This window comes from Thermobifida cellulosilytica TB100 (genome assembly GCF_001517975.1).
In the GTDB taxonomy this organism is placed as follows: domain Bacteria; phylum Actinomycetota; class Actinomycetes; order Streptosporangiales; family Streptosporangiaceae; genus Thermobifida; species Thermobifida cellulosilytica.
This window is the reverse complement of sequence record NZ_KQ950184.1, coordinates 123,146-140,924: the sequence shown is the minus strand read 5'-3', so window position 1 is coordinate 140,924 and position 17,779 is coordinate 123,146. Positions and strand designations below refer to the sequence as shown.

At 71.6% G+C, this 17,779-nt stretch carries 12 protein-coding genes; 7 read left to right on the top strand and 5 right to left on the bottom strand.

What is annotated here, in order from left to right; genetic code table 11:
* Window positions 1-2: 2 nt before the first annotated feature.
* Window positions 3-2,483 carry a hydrogen gas-evolving membrane-bound hydrogenase subunit E gene (gene mbhE, locus AC529_RS15170; protein ID WP_083948300.1) on the bottom strand — a complete coding sequence of 827 codons (2,481 nt, stop codon included), beginning with the start codon at window positions 2,481-2,483 and terminating at the stop codon, window positions 3-5.
* Window positions 2,484-2,978: 495 nt separating this feature from the next.
* On the opposite strand from mbhE, the gene AC529_RS15165 reads away from it, so the two are divergent.
* From AC529_RS15165 to AC529_RS15155, 3 genes are all read left to right on the top strand, one after another.
* Window positions 2,979-5,468: a DNA gyrase/topoisomerase IV subunit A gene (locus AC529_RS15165; RefSeq protein ID WP_068758064.1), complete on the top strand. Its 2,490-nt coding sequence runs from the start codon at window positions 2,979-2,981 to the stop codon at window positions 5,466-5,468.
* A gap of 106 nt (window positions 5,469-5,574) precedes the next feature.
* A complete protein-coding gene (locus AC529_RS15160; RefSeq protein WP_068757846.1) occupies window positions 5,575-6,078 on the top strand; it encodes a beta-class carbonic anhydrase in 504 nt (167 codons plus the stop codon).
* An 83-nt stretch (window positions 6,079-6,161) separates the two neighbouring features.
* Complete coding sequence (locus AC529_RS15155) at window positions 6,162-6,485, top strand: tetratricopeptide repeat protein (protein WP_068757844.1); 324 nt, start codon at window positions 6,162-6,164, stop codon at window positions 6,483-6,485.
* Window positions 6,486-6,545: 60 nt separating this feature from the next.
* Here the strand turns inward: AC529_RS15155 and AC529_RS15150 are convergent, their stop codons facing one another.
* Window positions 6,546-8,651 carry a DNA gyrase/topoisomerase IV subunit B gene (locus AC529_RS15150; protein WP_068757842.1) on the bottom strand — a complete coding sequence of 702 codons (2,106 nt, stop codon included), beginning with the start codon at window positions 8,649-8,651 and terminating at the stop codon, window positions 6,546-6,548.
* Window positions 8,652-9,003: 352 nt separating this feature from the next.
* Here AC529_RS15150 and AC529_RS15145 point away from each other — a divergent pair, with 352 nt between their 5' ends.
* Window positions 9,004-9,228 carry a DUF7455 domain-containing protein gene (locus tag AC529_RS15145; RefSeq protein ID WP_068757840.1) on the top strand — a complete coding sequence of 75 codons (225 nt, stop codon included), beginning with the start codon at window positions 9,004-9,006 and terminating at the stop codon, window positions 9,226-9,228.
* A 75-nt stretch (window positions 9,229-9,303) separates the two neighbouring features.
* Here AC529_RS15145 and AC529_RS15140 read toward each other — a convergent pair whose 3' ends face one another.
* Window positions 9,304-10,092: a GNAT family N-acetyltransferase gene (locus AC529_RS15140; RefSeq protein ID WP_232306762.1), complete on the bottom strand. Its 789-nt coding sequence runs from the start codon at window positions 10,090-10,092 to the stop codon at window positions 9,304-9,306.
* On the opposite strand from AC529_RS15140, the gene yaaA reads away from it, so the two are divergent.
* The gene (yaaA, locus tag AC529_RS15135) at window positions 10,085-10,879 is read left to right on the top strand and encodes a peroxide stress protein YaaA (protein ID WP_068757838.1); all 795 of its coding nucleotides are present in this window, start codon (window positions 10,085-10,087) and stop codon (window positions 10,877-10,879) included. The genes AC529_RS15140 and yaaA overlap by 8 nt on opposite strands.
* Before the next feature lie 257 nt (window positions 10,880-11,136).
* Here yaaA and AC529_RS15130 read toward each other — a convergent pair whose 3' ends face one another.
* Together AC529_RS15130 and AC529_RS15125 are read right to left on the bottom strand one after the other, a co-directional pair.
* Window positions 11,137-12,753 (bottom strand): RNA polymerase sigma factor, encoded by a 1,617-nt coding sequence (locus tag AC529_RS15130; protein WP_083948325.1) that lies wholly within the window; start codon window positions 12,751-12,753, stop codon window positions 11,137-11,139.
* 385 nt (window positions 12,754-13,138) lie between these two features.
* Complete coding sequence (locus AC529_RS15125; protein WP_068757836.1) at window positions 13,139-15,208, bottom strand: SpoIIE family protein phosphatase; 2,070 nt, start codon at window positions 15,206-15,208, stop codon at window positions 13,139-13,141.
* Window positions 15,209-15,830: 622 nt separating this feature from the next.
* On the opposite strand from AC529_RS15125, the gene AC529_RS15120 reads away from it, so the two are divergent.
* Both AC529_RS15120 and AC529_RS15115 read left to right on the top strand, forming a co-directional pair.
* A complete protein-coding gene (locus AC529_RS15120) occupies window positions 15,831-16,064 on the top strand; it encodes a hypothetical protein (protein WP_068757834.1) in 234 nt (77 codons plus the stop codon).
* A gap of 107 nt (window positions 16,065-16,171) precedes the next feature.
* Entirely contained in the window at window positions 16,172-17,767 is a 1,596-nt protein-coding gene (locus tag AC529_RS15115; protein ID WP_232306761.1) for a hypothetical protein, read from the top strand.
* Window positions 17,768-17,779: the final 12 nt, after the last annotated feature.

The following is a 17,779-nucleotide window of genomic DNA, read 5'->3' as shown; positions in this document are numbered from 1 at the left end:
GGTCAGTCCTCCTTCGGGCCGTGGCGGTGGGCGTGGTTCGCGCCGGGCGCGGCAAGGGGGTCCGGGGCGGCGGGCTGCGGTCCCGGCCGGTCGGAGGCGGCGGAGTCGGCCTGGGCGGTCTCCTCCCAGTCGTCGGCCTCGGGCGCCCGGATGATGCGGTCGCGCCGGTTGAGCAGGACGAGCGAGGCGACCGCGACGGCCGCGGTGACCAGCACCACGACCTCGCCCAGGGTGTCCAGGGCCCGGAAGTCGGCGATGATGACGTTGACCAGGTTGTCCCCGCCGGCCTCGGCGGCCCGGCCGGTGTACCCCAGGGAGACCGGGGGGTGCGTACGGGCGTGGGAGGCCAGCCACAGTGTCAGGGCGAGGAAGGTCCCGGCCGCGGCGCACATCAGCACGGTCAGCCGCTTCGGCCAGCCGTTGGGGCGGGTCGTGAAGGTGGCGGGCAGCCGCCGCAGCACGAACACCAGGATGATCGTGGTGAGCGTCTCCACCAGGACCAGCGTCAGCGCCAGGTCGGGGGCGCCGTGCAGCACGAACAGCCCGGCGATGCCGAATCCCAGGGCGCTGATCAGGATGAGCGCGGGGAACCGGCGGTGTTCGCGCACCGTGGCGACCGCGGTGACCGTGACGATCAGGACGACGACCACCTCCAGCGGGCTGTCCCACAGGCGCAGCCCGTCGCCCTCGGCGGGCACGGCGACGTCGCCGCCGAGCAGGGCGGCGGCCAGGCGGACGCCGGGCAGCGCCAGCACGGTGGCGAGGATGATGCCCAGGTAGACGGGCAGCGATCCGGTCTGGGTGCGGCTGGTGACGTGGAACGCCGTCCACCGGATGGCCTGGATCACGGCGTTGTACCCCGCCTCGGCCTCGTACCAGTTCGGCATGGCGTTCTGCAGGCGGGTGACGGCCCGGCGCTTCCAGAACAGCAGCGCGCCCGCCGCGACCACCAGGGCGCTGAGGGCCAGGGCCGGGGTCGGGCCGTGCCACAGGGCCAGGTGGTAGGGGTGGAGGAGGGCGGGGAACGGTGCGGCGTAGGACTGGGCGACCGGGTCGACGGTGGCGGCGGCGGAGACGCCGAGCAGCAGTCCGGCCGCTGCGAGCAGGACGGGAGCCGCGGTGAAGGCGGCGCCGGGGCGGGGGAAGGGGACCGGCGCGACGGTGTCCTTGTCGGCGAAGGCCCCCCACAGGAACCGGGCGCTGTAGGCGAAGGTGAGGACGGAGCCGAGCACCAGGCAGGCGAGCACGGCGGCCGAGGCGGTGGCGGACAGGCCGGGGTGGGCTCCGGGGACGAACGCCTCCAGCGCGGCCTCCTTGCCGACGAAGCCCAGCAGCGGGGGCAGTCCGGCCATGGAGGCGGCGCCCAGGGCCGCGGCCGCGGCGAGGAGCGGCATGCGGCGGCCCACTCCGGTGAGGCGGCTGATGGAGCGGGTGCCCGCCTGGTGGTCGATGACGCCGACGGTGAGGAACAGGGTGGCCTTGAACAGCCCGTGGGCGAGCAGCGCGCCGATCGCCGCGACCGCCGCGGTGTGGGTCCCCGCGCCCGCGAGCACGGTGAGCATGCCCAGTTGGCTGACGGTTCCGAAGGCGAGCAGGAGTTTCAGGTCGTCCTGGCGCAGCGCCCGCCAGCCGCCCAGGATCATGGTGGCCGCCCCGAAGACGAGGACGAGCAGCCGCCAGGGGTCGGTGTCGGCGAAGCCGGGGGCCAGGCGGGCGACGAGGTAGACGCCGCCCTTGACCATGGCCGCGGCGTGCAGGTAGGCGCTGACCGGGGTGGGCGCCACCATGGCCGCGGGAAGCCAGTAGTGCAGGGGGGCCTGCGCGGACTTGGCGAACGCCCCGACGAGGACCAGCACCAGGGCGGCCGACAGCCACGGGCTCCCCGGCGGCGGGTCGGCGACCAGTTCGGAGATGCGGTAGGTGCCGCCGAGGTGGCCCAGCAGGATGAAGCCGATCAGCATGAGCAGCCCGGACCCGGCGGTGGTGACCAGCGCCTGGGTCGCCGCGCGGCGGGCGCTCTCCCGCTGGTCGGCGTGGGCGACCAGCAGGAACGAGGAGACCGAGGTCAGCTCCCAGAAGACGTAGAGCGCGAACAGGTTGTCGGCGGTGACCACGCCGAACATGGCGGCGGCGAACAGCACCAGCACGCCGACGAGCCGTCCCAGGGCGCGTTCCCCCCGGTGGAAGTAGGCGGCAGCGTAGCAGAAGATGACGGCGCCCACCCCGGACACCAGCAGCACCATCGCGACCGACAGCGCGTCGACACGGAAGTCGAGGACGATGCCCAGGGCCGGCGCCCAGGGGACGGAGGCCTCGACCGGGTGGCCGCGGAGGATGCCGGGCGTCCGCGCCAGGACCCAGGCCGCGGTCAGGCCCAGGGGCAGGGCGGCCACCAGGAAGACGCGGGGCCCGAGGATGCGGGTCAGCGGCGGCGTAACGACGGCGGTGAGTGCGTGGAGCGCGATGACCAAGGGCAGCAGCATGAACGTCCATGAACAGTCAGACCGGAGGCGCGCCTTCTCACCACCGGGCGGCGGACGGGCGGATGAAGCGTGGCTGGATGGACGGGTCACCCAAAGGTTACCGGCACTACACGCTCCCCGGTTTGACTCCGGGAGAAACGGGTGTACTATTCTCCGCCCGCATCCACCCCGCACCACCGGTTCGCTCTCCGTGTTCGCGCTGGTGGGAGGGGGTGACCAGCGCCCGACCGCTCCGGTTGTCCCGCAGCGGGGAAAAACCGGGGTGGCGGTTCTCACCGGATTCGTGGACGGCGGCCCGGGCGTGCTCTCCTCCTGACCTCCCCTCCTCCCGTTCTTCCGGCACCGGGGGCGAGGCCGCGCGACGGGTCCCGCCGCGAAGGCCGGACGGTCCGGGCCTCCGACCGGTCGGGGCGCCGCCGACGCGCACGTGCGGGGGGGTGTCGGGGACACCTTCCCGGTTCGCGCCTGTCTCACACACAGGTCACAATGGCGGACATGGCCCGTACAACGTCCCCGCCGCCCGAGGAACTCACCGAGAAGATCATCGACATCGACGTCTCCGAGGAAATGCGCGGCAGTTTCCTGGAGTACGCCTACTCGGTCATCTACCAGCGTGCGCTTCCCGACGCCCGCGACGGCCTCAAGCCGGTCCAGCGGCGCATCCTCTACCAGATGAACGAGATGGGGCTGCGCCCCGACCGGGCGCACGTCAAGTGCGCCCGCGTGGTCGGCGAGGTGATGGGCAAGCTGCACCCGCACGGCGACAGCGCGATCTACGACGCGCTGGTGCGGCTGAGCCAGCCCTTCGCCATGCGGGTCCCCCTGGTGGACGGGCACGGCAACTTCGGCTCCCTCGGCGGTGACGACGCCCCCGCGGCCATGCGCTACACCGAGGCGCGCCTGGCCCGCGCGGCCACGCTGATGGTGGAGTCCATCGACGAGGACGTGGTGGACTTCCGGCCCAACTACGACGGCCAGGAGACCGAACCGGAGGTGCTGCCCGCGGCCTTCCCGAACCTGCTGGTCAACGGCGCCTCGGGCATCGCGGTGGGCATGGCCACCAACATGGCCCCGCACAACCTCGGCGAGGTCGTCGCGGCGGCGCGGCACCTGCTCGCGCACCCCGACGCCACCCTCGAGGAGCTCATGGAGTTCATCCCCGGCCCCGACCTGCCCACCGGCGGGACCATCATCGGGCTGGACGGCATCCGGGACGCCTACGCCAAGGGCCGCGGCACCTTCCGCACCCGCGCCACCGTGTCCATCGAGAAGATCACCCCGCGCCGCACCGGCCTGGTCGTCACCGAGCTTCCCTACAACGTCGGCCCCGAGAAGGTCGTCAGCCGCATCAAGGAGCTGGTCCAAGCCAAGAAGTTGCAGGGCATCTCGGACCTGAAGGACCTCACCGACCGCAACCAGGGCCTGCGGCTGGTGATCGAGCTGAAGAACGGCTTCAACCCGGAGGCCGTGCTGGAGGAGCTCTACCGGCTCACCCCGATGGAGGAGACCTTCGGCATCAACAACGTCGCGCTGGTGGACGGCCAGCCGCAGACCCTCGGCCTGCGCGACCTGCTGCTGGTCTACGTCAACCACCGCATCGAGGTGGTGCGCCGCCGCTGCGAGCACCGCCGCGCCAAGCGCCAGGAGCGCCTCCACCTGGTGGCGGGCCTGCTGGTGGCGCTGGCCGACATCGACCGGGTCATCGCGCTCATCCGCGACTCCGAGGACTCCGCCCAGGCCCGGCAGCGGCTGATGGAGGCCTTCGATCTGTCCGAGACGCAGGCCCGCTACATCCTCGACACGCCGCTGCGCCGCCTCACCCGCTACGACACGCTGGAGCTGGAGCGCGAACGCGACACCCTCAACGCCGAGATCGGCGAGCTGACCGCGATCCTGGAGTCCGACCGCAAGCTGCGCAGGCTGGTCTCCAAGGAGCTGGCCGCGGTGGCCAAGGAGTTCGCCACCCCGCGCCGCACCGTGCTGCGGGAGAGCTCCGGCGAGCAGCGCACCTCCGCGATCCCGCTGGAGGTCGGCGACGACCCCTGCCACGTGCTGCTGAGCACCAGCGGCCTGCTGGGCCGCACCCCGGGCGCGCAACTGCCGCCGATGTTCGAGGGGCCGCGGGCCCGGCACGACGCGATGGCGTCCAACGTGCGGGCCACCGTGCGCGGCGAGGTCGGGCTCGTCACCGACCTGGGGCGGATGATCCGGGTGCCGGTGCTGGAGCTTCCCGAGCTCCCCATGGAGGCCGCCGACGCCCCGGCGATCGCCTCCGGCCTGCCGGTCACCGAGTTCGTGCAGCTCGACGAGGGAGAGCGGGTGATCGCCCTGGCCGCGCTCGGCGGGGACGGCCCAGGGCTGGCCGTGGGCACCCGCCAGGGCGTCGTCAAACGGGTCGGCGGGGACTACCCGCAGAACAAGGACGACTTCGAGATCATCAACCTGCGGCCGGGCGACCGGCTGGTCGGCGCCACCCAGCTCGTCACCGGCGAGGAGGACCTCGTCTTCGTCACCTCCGACGCCCAGTTGCTGCGCTTCCCGGCCTCCTCGGTGCGCCCGCAGGGGCGCAACGCGGGCGGGGTGGCCGGCATCCGCCTGGGCGAGGGCGCGCACGCGCTGTGGTTCGGCGCGGTGACCTCGCCCGAGGACACCGTGGTCGTCACGGTCGCGGGCAGCAGCAACGCACTGCCCGACACGCAGACCGGAACGGCCAAGCAGACCCCCTTCTCGGCCTTCCCCGCCAAGGGCCGCGCCACAGGGGGGGTGCGCTGCCAGCGCTTCCTCAAGGGGGAGGACATACTGCTGTTCGCCTGGGTGGGACGTTCCCCGGCGCGGGCCTTCCGCGCCGACGGCGGCCCGGTCCGGCTTCCCGACCCGGTGGAGCGGCGGGACGCCTCGGGCGAGGCGCTGCCGCGGCCCATCGCCTCGGTGGGCACCGGACAAGTGGACACCGGGACGGTGGCGGCCGCTCTGACCAGCGGATGATTGGGCCCGGCCATTCGGGGAACAGCCCTGTCAGACACGGGCAAGGCCGCGCGGCCTTGCCCGTGTTTTTAACCGCACAAGACCCCACCACGCCTTGGAGGCGCCTGTGAGCACTGCCTTCGACGACGTCCTCGCCGCCAACGAGAAGTACGTCCGCTCGTTCGGCCTGGCCGGCCTACAGCCGGTGGCCGCCCGCGGCCTGGCCCTCGTGACCTGTATGGACTCGCGCATCGAGCCCTTGGACATGCTCGGGCTCAAGCCCGGCGACGCCAAGATCCTGCGCAACGCCGGTGCCCGGGTCACCGACGACACCCTGCGCACCCTGGTCCTGGCGGTGTACCTGCTGGGAGTGAACCGGGTCATGGTGCTGCCGCACACCCGGTGCAAGATGGCCTCGGTGGCGAGCGACGACGAGGTGCACGACCTCATCGCCGCCAAGTACGGGGTGGACACCCGCAGCCTGGAGTTCCACACCGACCGCGACCAGATCGGGGCGCTCTTCCACGACCTGGAGCGCATCCGGCACCACCCGCTGCTCCCGAACGACCTGGCGGTCATGGGCGCCCTCTACGACGTCGACTCCGGACGGGTGACCCCGCTGGACCTCTGAGAGCCCGCGGTGTCAGGGCCGCGAGCGCCGGGAATTCCCCTCTGGGGGGCACTGTTGTGCTTCCCGAGGAAAGGAGTGCGAGGGTGGAGAGCAGTTACGACATCTACCGACGCGGCAGGCAGCACTTCGACCTCGGCGATCCGATCGGCGCGGCCCGGGTCCTGGCCCCGCTCGCGGAGGCGGAGCCCCACAACCGGACCGTTCTGGAGTTACTGGGACGCTCCTACTACCACTCGGCTCAGCTCGCCAAAGCTGAACAGACCTTCCGTAGGCTCATCGAGCTCGACCCGTGCGACGCCTGGGCGCACATCGCGCTCGCCCGCTCGCTGGAACGACAGAACCGGGGCTCCGAGGCAGCCCCCCACCGCAGGATGCACGCGATCATGTCGGGCGGTTCGCTCGACTGACCCCCTCGTCGAGGTTTCGGGGCCGCGCCCGCCGGGCGCGGCCCCGGCGCGTCACCGGGGTCAGGTGTCGATGCGGCTGAGGTCGAGCTCCCGGGCGCCCTGGGCGATGAACGCGCGGCGCGGCGCGACCTCGTTGCCCATGAGGAGTTCGAACACCGCGGCGGCCTCCTCCGCCTGGTCCACGCGGATGCGGCGCAGCGTGCGGTGGCGCGGGTCCATCGTGGTCTCCGCCAACTGGTCGGCGTCCATCTCGCCGAGGCCCTTGTACCGCTGCACGGGCTCCTTCCAGGTGATGCCCTTCTTCTCCAGTTCCAGCAGCTTCCGGTGCAGCTCGGCGTCGGAGTAGGTGTAGATGTAGCGGTCCTCGGGCCGGGCACCGCGCTTCCTGCGCACGTTGGTCAGCTCGATGCGGTGCAGCGGCGGCACGGCGGCGAACACCCGGCCCGCCTCCAGCATGGGACGCATGTAGCGGTAGAACAGCGTCAGCAGCAGGCAGCGGATGTGCGCGCCGTCCACGTCGGCGTCGGCCATCAGGATGACCCGGCCGTAGCGGGCGGCGTCCAGGTCGAAGCTGCGGCCCGATCCGGCGCCGATGACCTGGATGATCGCGGCGCACTCGGCGTTCTTGAGCATGTCGGCCACGGAGGCCTTCTGCACGTTGAGGATCTTGCCGCGGATCGGCAGCAGTGCCTGGAACTCGGAGTCGCGGGCGAGTTTGGCGGTGCCCAGCGCGGAGTCGCCCTCGACGATGAACAGCTCGCTGCGCTCCAGGCCCTCGCTGCGGCAGTCCACCAGCTTGGCGGGCAGCGCCGAGTTCTCCAGGGCGTTCTTGCGCCGCTGGGTCTCGCGCTGCTGGCGGGCGGCCAGGCGCGCCTTGGCCGCGTTGACGATCTTCTCCAGCACCGCGCGGGCCTGCTGCTTCTCGGTCCGCTTGGTGGAGGTCAGGAAGGTGCGCAGCTCCCGTCCCACGACCTGGGAGACGATCCGGCTGGCCGCCGAGGTGCCGAGGATCTCCTTGGTCTGCCCCTCGAACTGCGGTTCGGGCAGGCGCACCGTGACCACGGCGGTGAGCCCTTCCAGGACGTCCTCCTTGGTGACGGGGTCGTCGCTGGCTCTGAGGAGCTTGGTGGCGCGCAGTTGGTCGTTGACCACGCGCACCAGGGCGCGTTCGAACCCCGCCAGGTGGGTGCCGCCCTTGGGGGTGGCGATGACGTTCACGAAGGAGCGGACCGTGGTGTCGTAGCCGGTGCCCCAGCGCAGCGCGACGTCCACGTCGAGCCGCCGCTCCACGTCGGTGGGGACCATGTGGCCCTGCTCGTCGAGGACCGGCACGGTCTCGGTGAAGTTGCCGCTGCCCTCGATCCGCAGCACCGGGCAGACCTCCGGGTCGGGGGCCAGGTAGGCGCAGAACTCGCTGATCCCGCCGTCGAAGCGGAACTCCTCCTCGTAGGGCTCCTCGCCCTCGGTCCGCTCGTCGCGGACCGAGATGGTCAGTCCGGGGACGAGGAAGGCGGTCTGGCGGGCGCGGTCCAGCAGGGCCTCGCGGGCGATGTCGGCGTCCTTGAGGAAGATCTGCCGGTCGGCCCAGAACCGCACCCGGGTGCCGGTGACCTTCTTGGCGATCCGGCGCACCTGCTCCAGGCCGGACCGGGGGGTGAAGCCGGCGTCGGGGCCGTCGGCGTCGAAGACACCGGGGATGCCGCGCCGGAAGCTCATCGCGTGGGTGTGCCCCTGCCGGTCCACCTCGACGTCCAGGCGCGCCGACAGCGCGTTCACCACGGAGGCGCCCACGCCGTGCAGGCCGCCGGAGGCGGTGTAGGAGCCGGAGCCGAACTTGCCTCCGGCGTGCAGCTTGGTCATGACCAGCTCCACGCCGCTCAGCCCGGTGCGGGGCTCGATGTCGACCGGGATGCCGCGCCCGTTGTCACGCACCTCGACCGAGCCGTCGGCGTGCAGCACCACGTCGATGCGGGTGCAGTGGCCCGCGAGGGCCTCGTCGACGGAGTTGTCGATGATCTCCCACATGCAGTGGGTGAGGCCGCGGCTGTCCGTGGAGCCGATGTACATGCCCGGCCGCTTGCGGACCGCCTCGAGACCTTCCAGGACCGAAAGGTGCCGAGCGGAGTATTCCTCGGGGTCGTGGAAGTCAGTGGTGAGGGCGGTCACGGGGACTCTCCTGCGGTCTTGGGGTCTGCGAGCGCCACCGTACCCGGCCTGGGCACGGGCAAGCGTGGTCGTGATCGGGCGGGCGGCCACCTGCCCGGTGCGGGGTGCGTTAGCACAGTAGTTCGGTCTGAGGGTAGCCGCAGTCACCGTGGTCCGCATTCTGGACCACTGGGATAACACGGCGTGTCGCAGGGTAGAACCTGGGTCAGACAACCAGCGAGGAACGAGGTAGAGAGATAGGCCACGAAGCGGGTCAATTCCGCTGTCGGCGTACAGAAGGGCTGGTCGGGAAGCTCTTCGTCCGGTTAGATGTTGTCCCGAGTGACTAACGCCGAGAACTGAGGAAGGCGAAGTGACTGGAACTCTTGCCCCCACCAGGCCGCTGACAGCCGGAGACCGTTGCGACCGCTGCGGCGCCCAGGCGTATGTCCGAGTGGTTCTCAACTCCGGTGGTGAACTGCTGTTCTGCGCCCACCACATGCGGCAGCACGGGGAATCCGTCCGCAAGGTCGCGGTGGAGATCCACGACGAGACCGACCGTCTCCTCTCCCCCAAGGCCGGTGCCGCCGAGCGTTAGCCCTCACCCGAAAGACGTGCGGCGGCGGTCCCCGGAGGGGGCCGCCGCCGGTGTCTGTCGCCGCTCTTTGCTCCGTCAGCCGGTGTCGGCGACCCGGTAGTGGTACCGGGAGGCCTCGGTGAAGCCCGCCCGCTCGTACAGGGTGCGGGCAGCCGTGTTGTCCGCCACCACGAGCAGGTAGGCGCGGCGCGCGCCGCGGTCGTAGGCCCAGGCGAGCAGGGAGTCGAGGACCCGGGTGGCGCATCCGCGCCTGCGGGAGTCGGCCCGGGTGGCCATCCCGTAGACGCCGACCAGGTCCCCGGTCAACGCCGCACAGCCGCGGGCCCGGCCCTGCGCGTGCACCGCGTGGACCATGCCGCGCCGGGCCATGATCTGCGCCTCGACTGCGGCCTCGTGCGGTCCCGGCCCTCCCGGGCCGCGAACGGCCTCCGCCCAGCCCGCGGGCGGCACCCGGTCCACCACGACCTCGGCCGAGGGCTTCGGCCGCTGCTCCAGCGCCCTGACCAGGACCAGGCACGGCGCCATCACGCGGTAGCCCCGCTCGGCCAGCAGCGCGTCGATCTCCTCCTGGCCGGGCCACACCTGGACGACGGGGCGCAGTCCCCGCTCCCGGTAGAAGCGCCCCGGCTCGTCGGGGTCGGCGTCCGCGTCCACCGCGACCGCCGAGTTCGCGCGCTTGGTGACCCCGTGGCTGTAGCCCAGCCGCCAGCCGGAGCGCTCCACGACCTCGAGCGCGGGCCAGTCCCGCGCCACCGTGCGGGCCCACCACCCTCCGTCGGTGCCGCCCCGGCCCTCCCGCAGCCTCCGCTTGGTACGATCTGCCGGGTCGCCCAGCTCCGAGATCTCCGAAGGCCCCATGCTCATCCTGCTCCCTCCGTCCGAAGGAAAAGCGTCGTCGGGCGACGGTCCCGCCCTGGACCCGGCGTCGCTCAGCCTGCCCGAGCTCACTCCCGCGCGAGAGTCGGTCCTGGCCGCGCTGGAGGAGGTGTGCGCGCGTCCGGTGGACGAGGCGCGCACCGTCCTCGGCCTGGGTCCGCGCCAGGCCGACGCCGTGCAGCGGAACCGGGAGCTGCGCACCGCCGCGACGCTGCGCGCAGCCGACCTGTACACCGGCGTCCTCTACGACGTCCTGCGGCTCCCGGAACTGCTGGCCGGGCCGTCGGCGGGGCGGGTGGAGGAGACCGTACTGGTCTTCTCCGGCCTGTGGGGGGTGCTGCGGCCCACCGACCCGGTTCCCCCCTACCGCCTGTCCATGGGGGTCTCGCTGCCGCCGCTGGGTCCCCTCGGGGCGTTCTGGCGCTCCCAGCTCACCGAGGCGCTGACCAAGCTGGCGGAGGGGCACCTGGTGGTGGACTGCCGGTCGGCCGCCTACGCCGCCGCGTTCCGCCCCGGCCCCGACGTCGCGGAGCGCACGGTGACCGTGCGGGTGCTGCGGCAGACCGTGGTGGACGGAGTGGTCCGCCGGTCGGTGGTGAGCCACCTGGCCAAGGCGGCCCGCGGCGCGGTGGCGCACTCCCTGCTGGCCTCGGGGGCGGCCCCGCAGAGCCCGGGGGAGCTGGTGGAGGTCCTGGCCGACCTGGGCCACCGCGTCGAGCTCACCGCTCCGGCCCGCGGCGGCCCGCACGTGCTGAACGTCATCGTGTCCGACTGAGTCGGCAGCGTGCACACGCCGACGGGGCGCGGTCCGCGCCCTGTCGGAGCGGCCTCCGGATCACGGGGCTGTCTCGGTTTTTATCCTCCCCATATCCGGCCGGAGGCATCATCGGAGATGCCCGGTGCAGGGGATCATCAGGCAGGAAGACTCCGGTGGTGCCGTCCGCGGACCTCGCCACACCGCGCCGACGGGACACGGCCGCCGGAACGTGTCGCGAGTGGGCCGGTCCCCTCCGAGGAGACCGGCCCGGTGACTCAGTCCAGGTAGTCGCGCAGCACCTGGGAGCGCGACGGGTGGCGCAGCTTGGACATGGTCTTGGACTCGATCTGGCGGATCCGTTCCCGGGTCACGCCGTAGACCTTGCCGATCTCGTCCAGGGTCTTGGGCTGGCCGTCGGTGAGTCCGAAGCGCATCGACACCACGCCGGCCTCGCGTTCGGACAGGGTGTCGAGCACCGAGTGGAGCTGCTCCTGCAACAGGGTGAAGCTGACCGCCTCCCCCGGCTGGATCGCCTCGGAGTCCTCGATGAGGTCGCCGAACTCGCTGTCGCCGTCCTCTCCCAGCGGGGTGTGCAGGGAGATCGGCTCGCGCCCGTACTTCTGGACCTCGACGACCTTCTCCGGGGTCATGTCGAGCTCCTTGGCGAGCTCCTCCGGGGTGGGTTCGCGTCCCAGGTCCTGGAGCATCTGGCGCTGCACGCGGGCGAGCTTGTTGATGACCTCGACCATGTGGACCGGGATGCGGATGGTCCGCGCCTGGTCGGCCATCGCGCGGGTGATGGCCTGCCGGATCCACCAGGTGGCGTAGGTGGAGAACTTGTAGCCCTTGGTGTAGTCGAACTTCTCGACCGCGCGGATGAGACCGAGGTTGCCCTCCTGGATGAGGTCGAGGAAGAGCATACCGCGACCGGTGTAGCGCTTGGCCAGCGACACCACCAGGCGCAGGTTCGCCTCCAGCAGGTGCTTCTTGGCCCGGCTGCCGTCCTCGGCGATCCACTCCAGCTCCTCCCGCTCCTCGGGGGTGAGCAAGTGGCCCTGCTCGGACAGCTTCTCCTCGGCGAACAGCCCGGCCTCGATGCGCTTGGCGAGCTCCACCTCCTGCTCGGCGTTGAGGAGGGGGACCTTGCCGATCTGCTTGAGGTAGTCCTTGACCGGGTCGGCGGTCGCGCCGGCCGCGACGACCTGCGCCGCCGGGGCGTCGTCATCGTCGTCGTAGAGGACGAAGGACTCGTCCTCGGCGGAGTCCGCCTTCTCCGGGAGGCTGCGCCTGGACTTGGCCGGGGCGGCCTCGACCACCTCGGCGTCGTCGGTGTCGTCGACCAGCTCCAGGTCCGCGCCGGTGTCCTCGAAGTCGTCCTCGAGGAGGTCGGTCGCCTCCAGCTCCAGGGCGTCCTCACCGGGCTCCAGGGCGGGGTCGGCGGTCTTCTTGGCGGCGGCCTTGGTGGTCTTCTTCGCCGTCGACTTGGTCGTGGTCTTCTTCGCAGTGCTGCGCTTGGCGGTCGTGGTCTTGGACTTGGCGGCGGCCTTGGTGGTGCGCTTCTTGGGCGCGGCCTTGGCCTCCTCCGCGTCCTCGGAGCCGACCGCGGCGGTCACGGTCTCGGGCTTCTCCTGCGCTGCCGCAGCGCGTTTGGTCCGAGTGGTGCCGGTCTGAGCCGCCGCCCGAGAGGCGGTGGTCGTCTTGCGCCGTGTGGACTTGCGTCGAGGCGGTGCGGACTCGGCCGCCCCCACGATGAGGGTGACCCCCTCCTTGGTCAGGGTGCGGAGCACGGCCTGAGCCTGCGACATCGGGATTTCGGCCTCTTCAAAGGCACGGCGCACGTCCTCGGGCTCAAGGTACCCCTGGGACCGCCCACGCTCGATCAGCTGCTGGATGACTGGCTCTTGCAGCGCCTCCGGCTGCTGCTTAGAGCGGGTCGAACTGGCAGGTGACACAAACACCTCTCGAACGGACGTGTGGCGAGATTGTCGGACTCGGCGATCCGGCGAGTCGGGGGGACTGTGTCCGTTTCCCGGCTCGACCCCTGTCCCCCGCTGGCGCGGGGACCACCGTCACACCGGACCGCTGTGCCTTCTCTGGTGTTCCGGCACATCAGCCAAGTAAGATCTTTTCCACCGCGGACCCGGCTGGTGCGCGGCGGATGCTTCGGTGGTCGGGCTCGGATCATCCCCGCTGGCGCGGGGCCACTTGTGGATCTTCATCTCCCACCTTAGGTGGGCGGACGGGTGGTTCGCCGCTGGCTGCTCGCGCGACCCGGTCTCACGTTGCGGGAACGTGGACGGCAAGCAAGGTTACGTCATCATCCTGCTCATGCCCCGCAAGCATCCTTTCCACAAGGTACTTCAGGATGTTCTGTGGATCGCCCACCACCTCCGCCGGTGCTCGGGAAGCTACGGTGACGAGTTCTTCGAGACCCGCTCCTGCGGCACGTCTGCGGTTCTCTACTAGTCCATCGGAGTAGAGGACGATGGTGTTACCGGGTGGGACAAAAAATTTGTGCTGCTCTCTCGGCACCGGGATGCCGAGCGGGGTCGACGGCTCGGTCTCCAGCAGCCGGGGCGGCCCGTCCTGGGGGATGAGCAGCGGCGGCAGGTGGCCCGCGTTGGCGATGTGGCCGTGTCCGCTCTCCGGGTCCAGGACGAAGTAGATCAGGGTGGTGATCTGGTCGTTGCTCTCGGTGGCGCTGAACAGGTTGTCCAGCCCTGTGAGCACGTCGGCCGGTTCGGGCATGCTGAAGGCGAGCGCGCGCAGCGCGTTGCGCACCCGGCTCATTCCGGTGGCCGCTTTGAGCCCTTTGCCCATGACGTCGCCCAGCACTCCGGCCACCCGGCCGTCGGTGAGCCGGAAGGCGTCGTACCAGTCCCCGCCGACCTGCACGTACTTGGTGCCGGGGTTGTAGAGCTTGCCCAGCCGGATGCCGCGCACCTCGGGGAGCTCCTCGGGCAGCAGGCTCTTCTGGAGGGCCTCGGCGGTGCTGTGCTCCCGCTCGTAGAGGGTGGCCCGCTCCAGGGCGAGCGCGCACTGCCCGGCCAGCGCCTCCAGGAACGCCCGCTCCTCCTCGGCGATCTCGCGGGGCTCCCGGAAGGAGAAGCGCAGCGCCCCGATGGGGCGGCCCGCGCTCATCATGGGCAGCGCGATCCACGCGCGCTCGTCGGTGTGCTCCAGATAGGCGACGGTGTCCGCGTGGTCCTTCATGACCTCCCGCAGCGCCTCGGGCGACTCGGCGACGACGGTGCGGCTCTCGCGGACCGCCAGGGTCATCATGCTGAGGTCCTCCAGCCCCATCTCGCGGGGCGGAGCGCCGGGGACGTCGGGGATGCCGTCGGCGTTGAGCAATTGCAGCCGGAGCCGCTCACGGTTGAGCTGGGCCACGGCGGTGCGGTACACCCCCACTGCGGTGTTGCCGATCTCGGCCATCACGTGCACCACCTGGTCGACGGTGAGCGCCTCGGCGAGATCGGCGGTGGCCTTCTGCAACCGGGCCGTGCGCATCGCGGCCTTCTCCAACTGCTGGGTGAGCCGCTGGCGCACCTCAGCGGTGGCGGTGACGTCGACGTGCGTGCCGACCCACTCGACCACCTGGCCGTCGCGGCGCAGGGGGACCGCACGGGAGCGGTAGTGCCGGTACTCGCCGCTGCGCATGCGGACCCGGAAGTCGGCCTCGAAGATCGCGGCGTCCTCGATGGCGTCCTCCCAGGCCAGCCGGGTGCGCTCCCGGTCGTCGGGGTGCACCGCCGCGAGCCAGCCCTCGGCCAGGTACTCCTCCTCGGTCTGGCCGGTCAGGTTGCGCCACTCGGGGCAGTCCTCGTCGACCCGGCCGTCGCGTGCGGCGGCCCAGACGATCTGGTTGCCCGCCTGCATCAGCGCGCGGTAGCGCTCCTCGCTGCGCCGCAGGGCCAGCTCCGCCTTGTGGCGCTCGCTGATGTCCACCGCGATCAGCGCGACCCCGCTGATCTCGCCCTCGCTGTCGCGGGCGGGGAACCAGGACAGCGCCCAGTGGCGCTCCTCGTCGGGCTGGCTCGGGGTGCCGCCGATGAGGTGGTGGTCGCTGTAGACCACGGACTCGCCGGACAGGACCGCGGTGAGCGCCCGTTTGTGCTCCTCCGCGTCCGAGGGGCAGAGCACCTCGGAGGGGGTGCGGCCCTGGCAGTCCTGGGCGGAGCGGCCGTAAATGGCCGCCAGGGTACGGTTGACCCTCTGGAAGCACAGGTCGGGGGTCAGGAAGGCAAAACCGATGGGAGCTTCTTTGAGAAGTGTGTCCAGCAGCGCGGCATCAACCGGGTTCATGGGGGAAACGCGGAGAAACGGGACGGACGTCTCGGTGCTCATCGGCGCCACCTCCGGGACCCTTCCCCCGTGGTCAGAATAGGACTGGTGACTTTCGGGAGCGGCCGGTGCGTCGTTCGGCCGCCCTTGCCGAGAATACGGGGCGCGCCCGGACGGGCAGGACCGTGAACGGCTTCCACAGCGCCCACCCCCTCGCCGCGCGGTCCTCCCGGAGAAAAGGTCCCTCCGGTTCCGGAAACCGTACCCGACCGCGATTTCGCCTGTCACCGCACCGCCTCAGCATAGGACACCACGGCCCGGACCTGTCGGTCCACCCGCAGGACCGACCGACAGCAATCGCGGAGAGTAAATAATATACATTACCGGAATAAGGTGCGGTAAGTACCGCCGTTTCGGTCGCTCCTTTTCGGAAACCATCCGCAAAGGCCGTGGTCACCGGCTTCACATCCCCACCAGGTAAACGGAGGGAACCAGTCCGAAAACCGGCCGTCAGGCCTCACCCTCCTCTCCCGGCACCCTTACCCCACAGGGACGAACCACCACAGACATCCCCAGAAAGCTCCAAAGCATGGGCAATACCCGGGACGTCGAGGCTTGACAGACCGTTCCTGCGTTGTGGAATGGAAGTGGTCACCGTCAGGCCCGACGCCATGAGGGGGCGCGGATGCTCAGGACCGGTCAACCGTCTGCTGTGCAGCAGGTCACCGCACGGCTGCGCAGTGAGTTCCAGATTCTGCCACAACGGTCGGTGGAACGCTGCGTCGCCGACGTCTGGCGCCGCGCCGAGCACCTCGGCTTCCGGGCCACGCCCCGTCTCGTCGAACGCGTCGCCAGGGAGCACCTGCGCGCCATGGTCAACTCCACTCCCCACCCGGCCGGAGGCGGCCGCCCGGACTGACCCCGGTCGCGGGCGCCGGGGCCGTCCCCGCGCGCCCGACAGCCGGCCGCACCGCAGAACCGGGTCGAACCGCCCTGGACCTCCCCCGCCTGTCATACTCTCGTTGAGTGTCCAACCCGCCCTCTTCACCCCGCTCCGACGCACCCCCACCGCCCGACGAGGTGTTCGCGGAACTGCTGCGCGGCGCCCGGGCGCTGCTGTCGTTGCGCCATCCCCTCGACGCCGAGCTCACCGTGAGCGAACTGCTCGGCTCCTGGCAGGAGATGCGGTCACGGGGGATCGACCCGGACCGCCTCGTCGGGGAGGGCCTGCTCGACTACGCGCGCCGCGCCGCCACGCCCGCCGCCCTGGCCCTGCTCACCGGGGTCTCCTCGGTGGGCGTCTCCGCCCGGCACCGGCTGCTGGCCCGGCGGGGCGCCCGGGAACTGGCCGCCCTGGGAGTCCCCGGCCCCCACTGGGCCTCCGTGCCCGTCACCGTCCGCCCCGTCGGGACCTACGTGTCCCGGTCGCTCTTCGGCGACGTGGACGAACTCGTGTGCGTCTACCGCCACGAGGTCGACGGGCAGCCGGAGGGGGACGAGCACGCGCTGGTCGCCGTCATCGACCACAACTCGGGCGGCGTGCTGCGCGACGCGTGGGTCAGCACCAAGGTCGAGCGGCTGCTGCGGCACTGCGCCGAGCAGGCCGAACGGGACCCCCTGGCCTCCTTCACCGCGGTCTCCCCGGGACGTGCGCGCAGCATGCTGTCCTCGGCGCTCGGGCGGACCCTCCGCCTGATGGCCGCCGGGGAGCAGCCCGCCTTCCGACCCAGCCGCTCCGTCACCGAACTCCTGGGGTTCGTCCGGGCGCGCACGCGCGTCCTGCCCCCGGAGCCGCCCGTCCGGGCGACCCCGTGGCGGCGCGACCGGCGCGCCACCCTCGCCGCGCGCTTCCTCGCCTCCGACGCGGCGGCCGACCTGTCCGACAGCTACGCCGCCGGGCGCTGCGCCGAGCACATCATCGACTACGGCTGCGACGCCGACTTCGGCCGCCCGCTGCGGGTCAGCCCCCGCAAGGTGGAGACGTTCCTGCTGGAGTGGCTGCCGCGGCGGGTGCTGCTGCTGCCCGAGGAGCAGGAGGCCATGCCGCACGTCCTGGCGGCGTGGGTCCGCTGGGCCGGCCCCTTCCAGGGGCTGCCCGAGATCGCGCTGCACGCCACCATCGACGCGGTGTGGGAGGCCACGGCGGTGTTCACCCGGTCCTACTGGGACCCCTCGTCCACCTTCGGGCTGCGGCGGGAGGCCGTGAACCGGCTGCTGCCCGACGGCGACCTGTCCGCCCTGCCCCGCCGGATGTTCGCCTTCCCGCTGGTGACCGAGCTGGACGAGGAGGAGTTCGACCCGGCGACCCGGGCCGGACGGCGCGCACTGCTGCGCCTGGACCACTTCGGCTCCTACGACCCGCCGAAGGCGCCACGGGGGCGGCACAGCGCCGTCTCCGAGGAGCCGCACCGCCCCCTCGACCGGTTGGACGAGGAGGCGCTGGACGCACACGAGCGGCTGGCCGACCGGCTGTGGCGGGGCGACCCGCCCAACCTGTGGCCCGCAGCACAGCGGCTGCTCGACCGCGGCCTGCCCCGCTCCGCGGTCCTGGAGACGCTGCTGGTCGCGTTGAGTGGGGCGGAGGAGGAGTCCGCCCTCGTCAAGATCCTGGACGAGCTCTAGGGCGGCCCGCCG

What these genes read in the sequence shown, in the direction of transcription:
- AC529_RS15120 (WP_068757834.1), top strand. Translation starts at nt 15,831, where the DNA reads ATGCTCAGGACCGGTCAACCGTCTGCTGTGCAGCAGGTCACCGCACGG.
- mbhE (WP_083948300.1), bottom strand. Translation starts at nt 2,483, where the DNA reads ATGCTGCTGCCCTTGGTCATCGCGCTCCACGCACTCACCGCCGTCGTT.
- AC529_RS15125 (WP_068757836.1), bottom strand. Translation starts at nt 15,208, where the DNA reads ATGAGCACCGAGACGTCCGTCCCGTTTCTCCGCGTTTCCCCCATGAAC.
- AC529_RS15140 (WP_232306762.1), bottom strand. Translation starts at nt 10,092, where the DNA reads ATGAGCATGGGGCCTTCGGAGATCTCGGAGCTGGGCGACCCGGCAGAT.
- yaaA (WP_068757838.1), top strand. Translation starts at nt 10,085, where the DNA reads ATGCTCATCCTGCTCCCTCCGTCCGAAGGAAAAGCGTCGTCGGGCGAC.
- AC529_RS15165 (WP_068758064.1), top strand. Translation starts at nt 2,979, where the DNA reads ATGGCCCGTACAACGTCCCCGCCGCCCGAGGAACTCACCGAGAAGATC.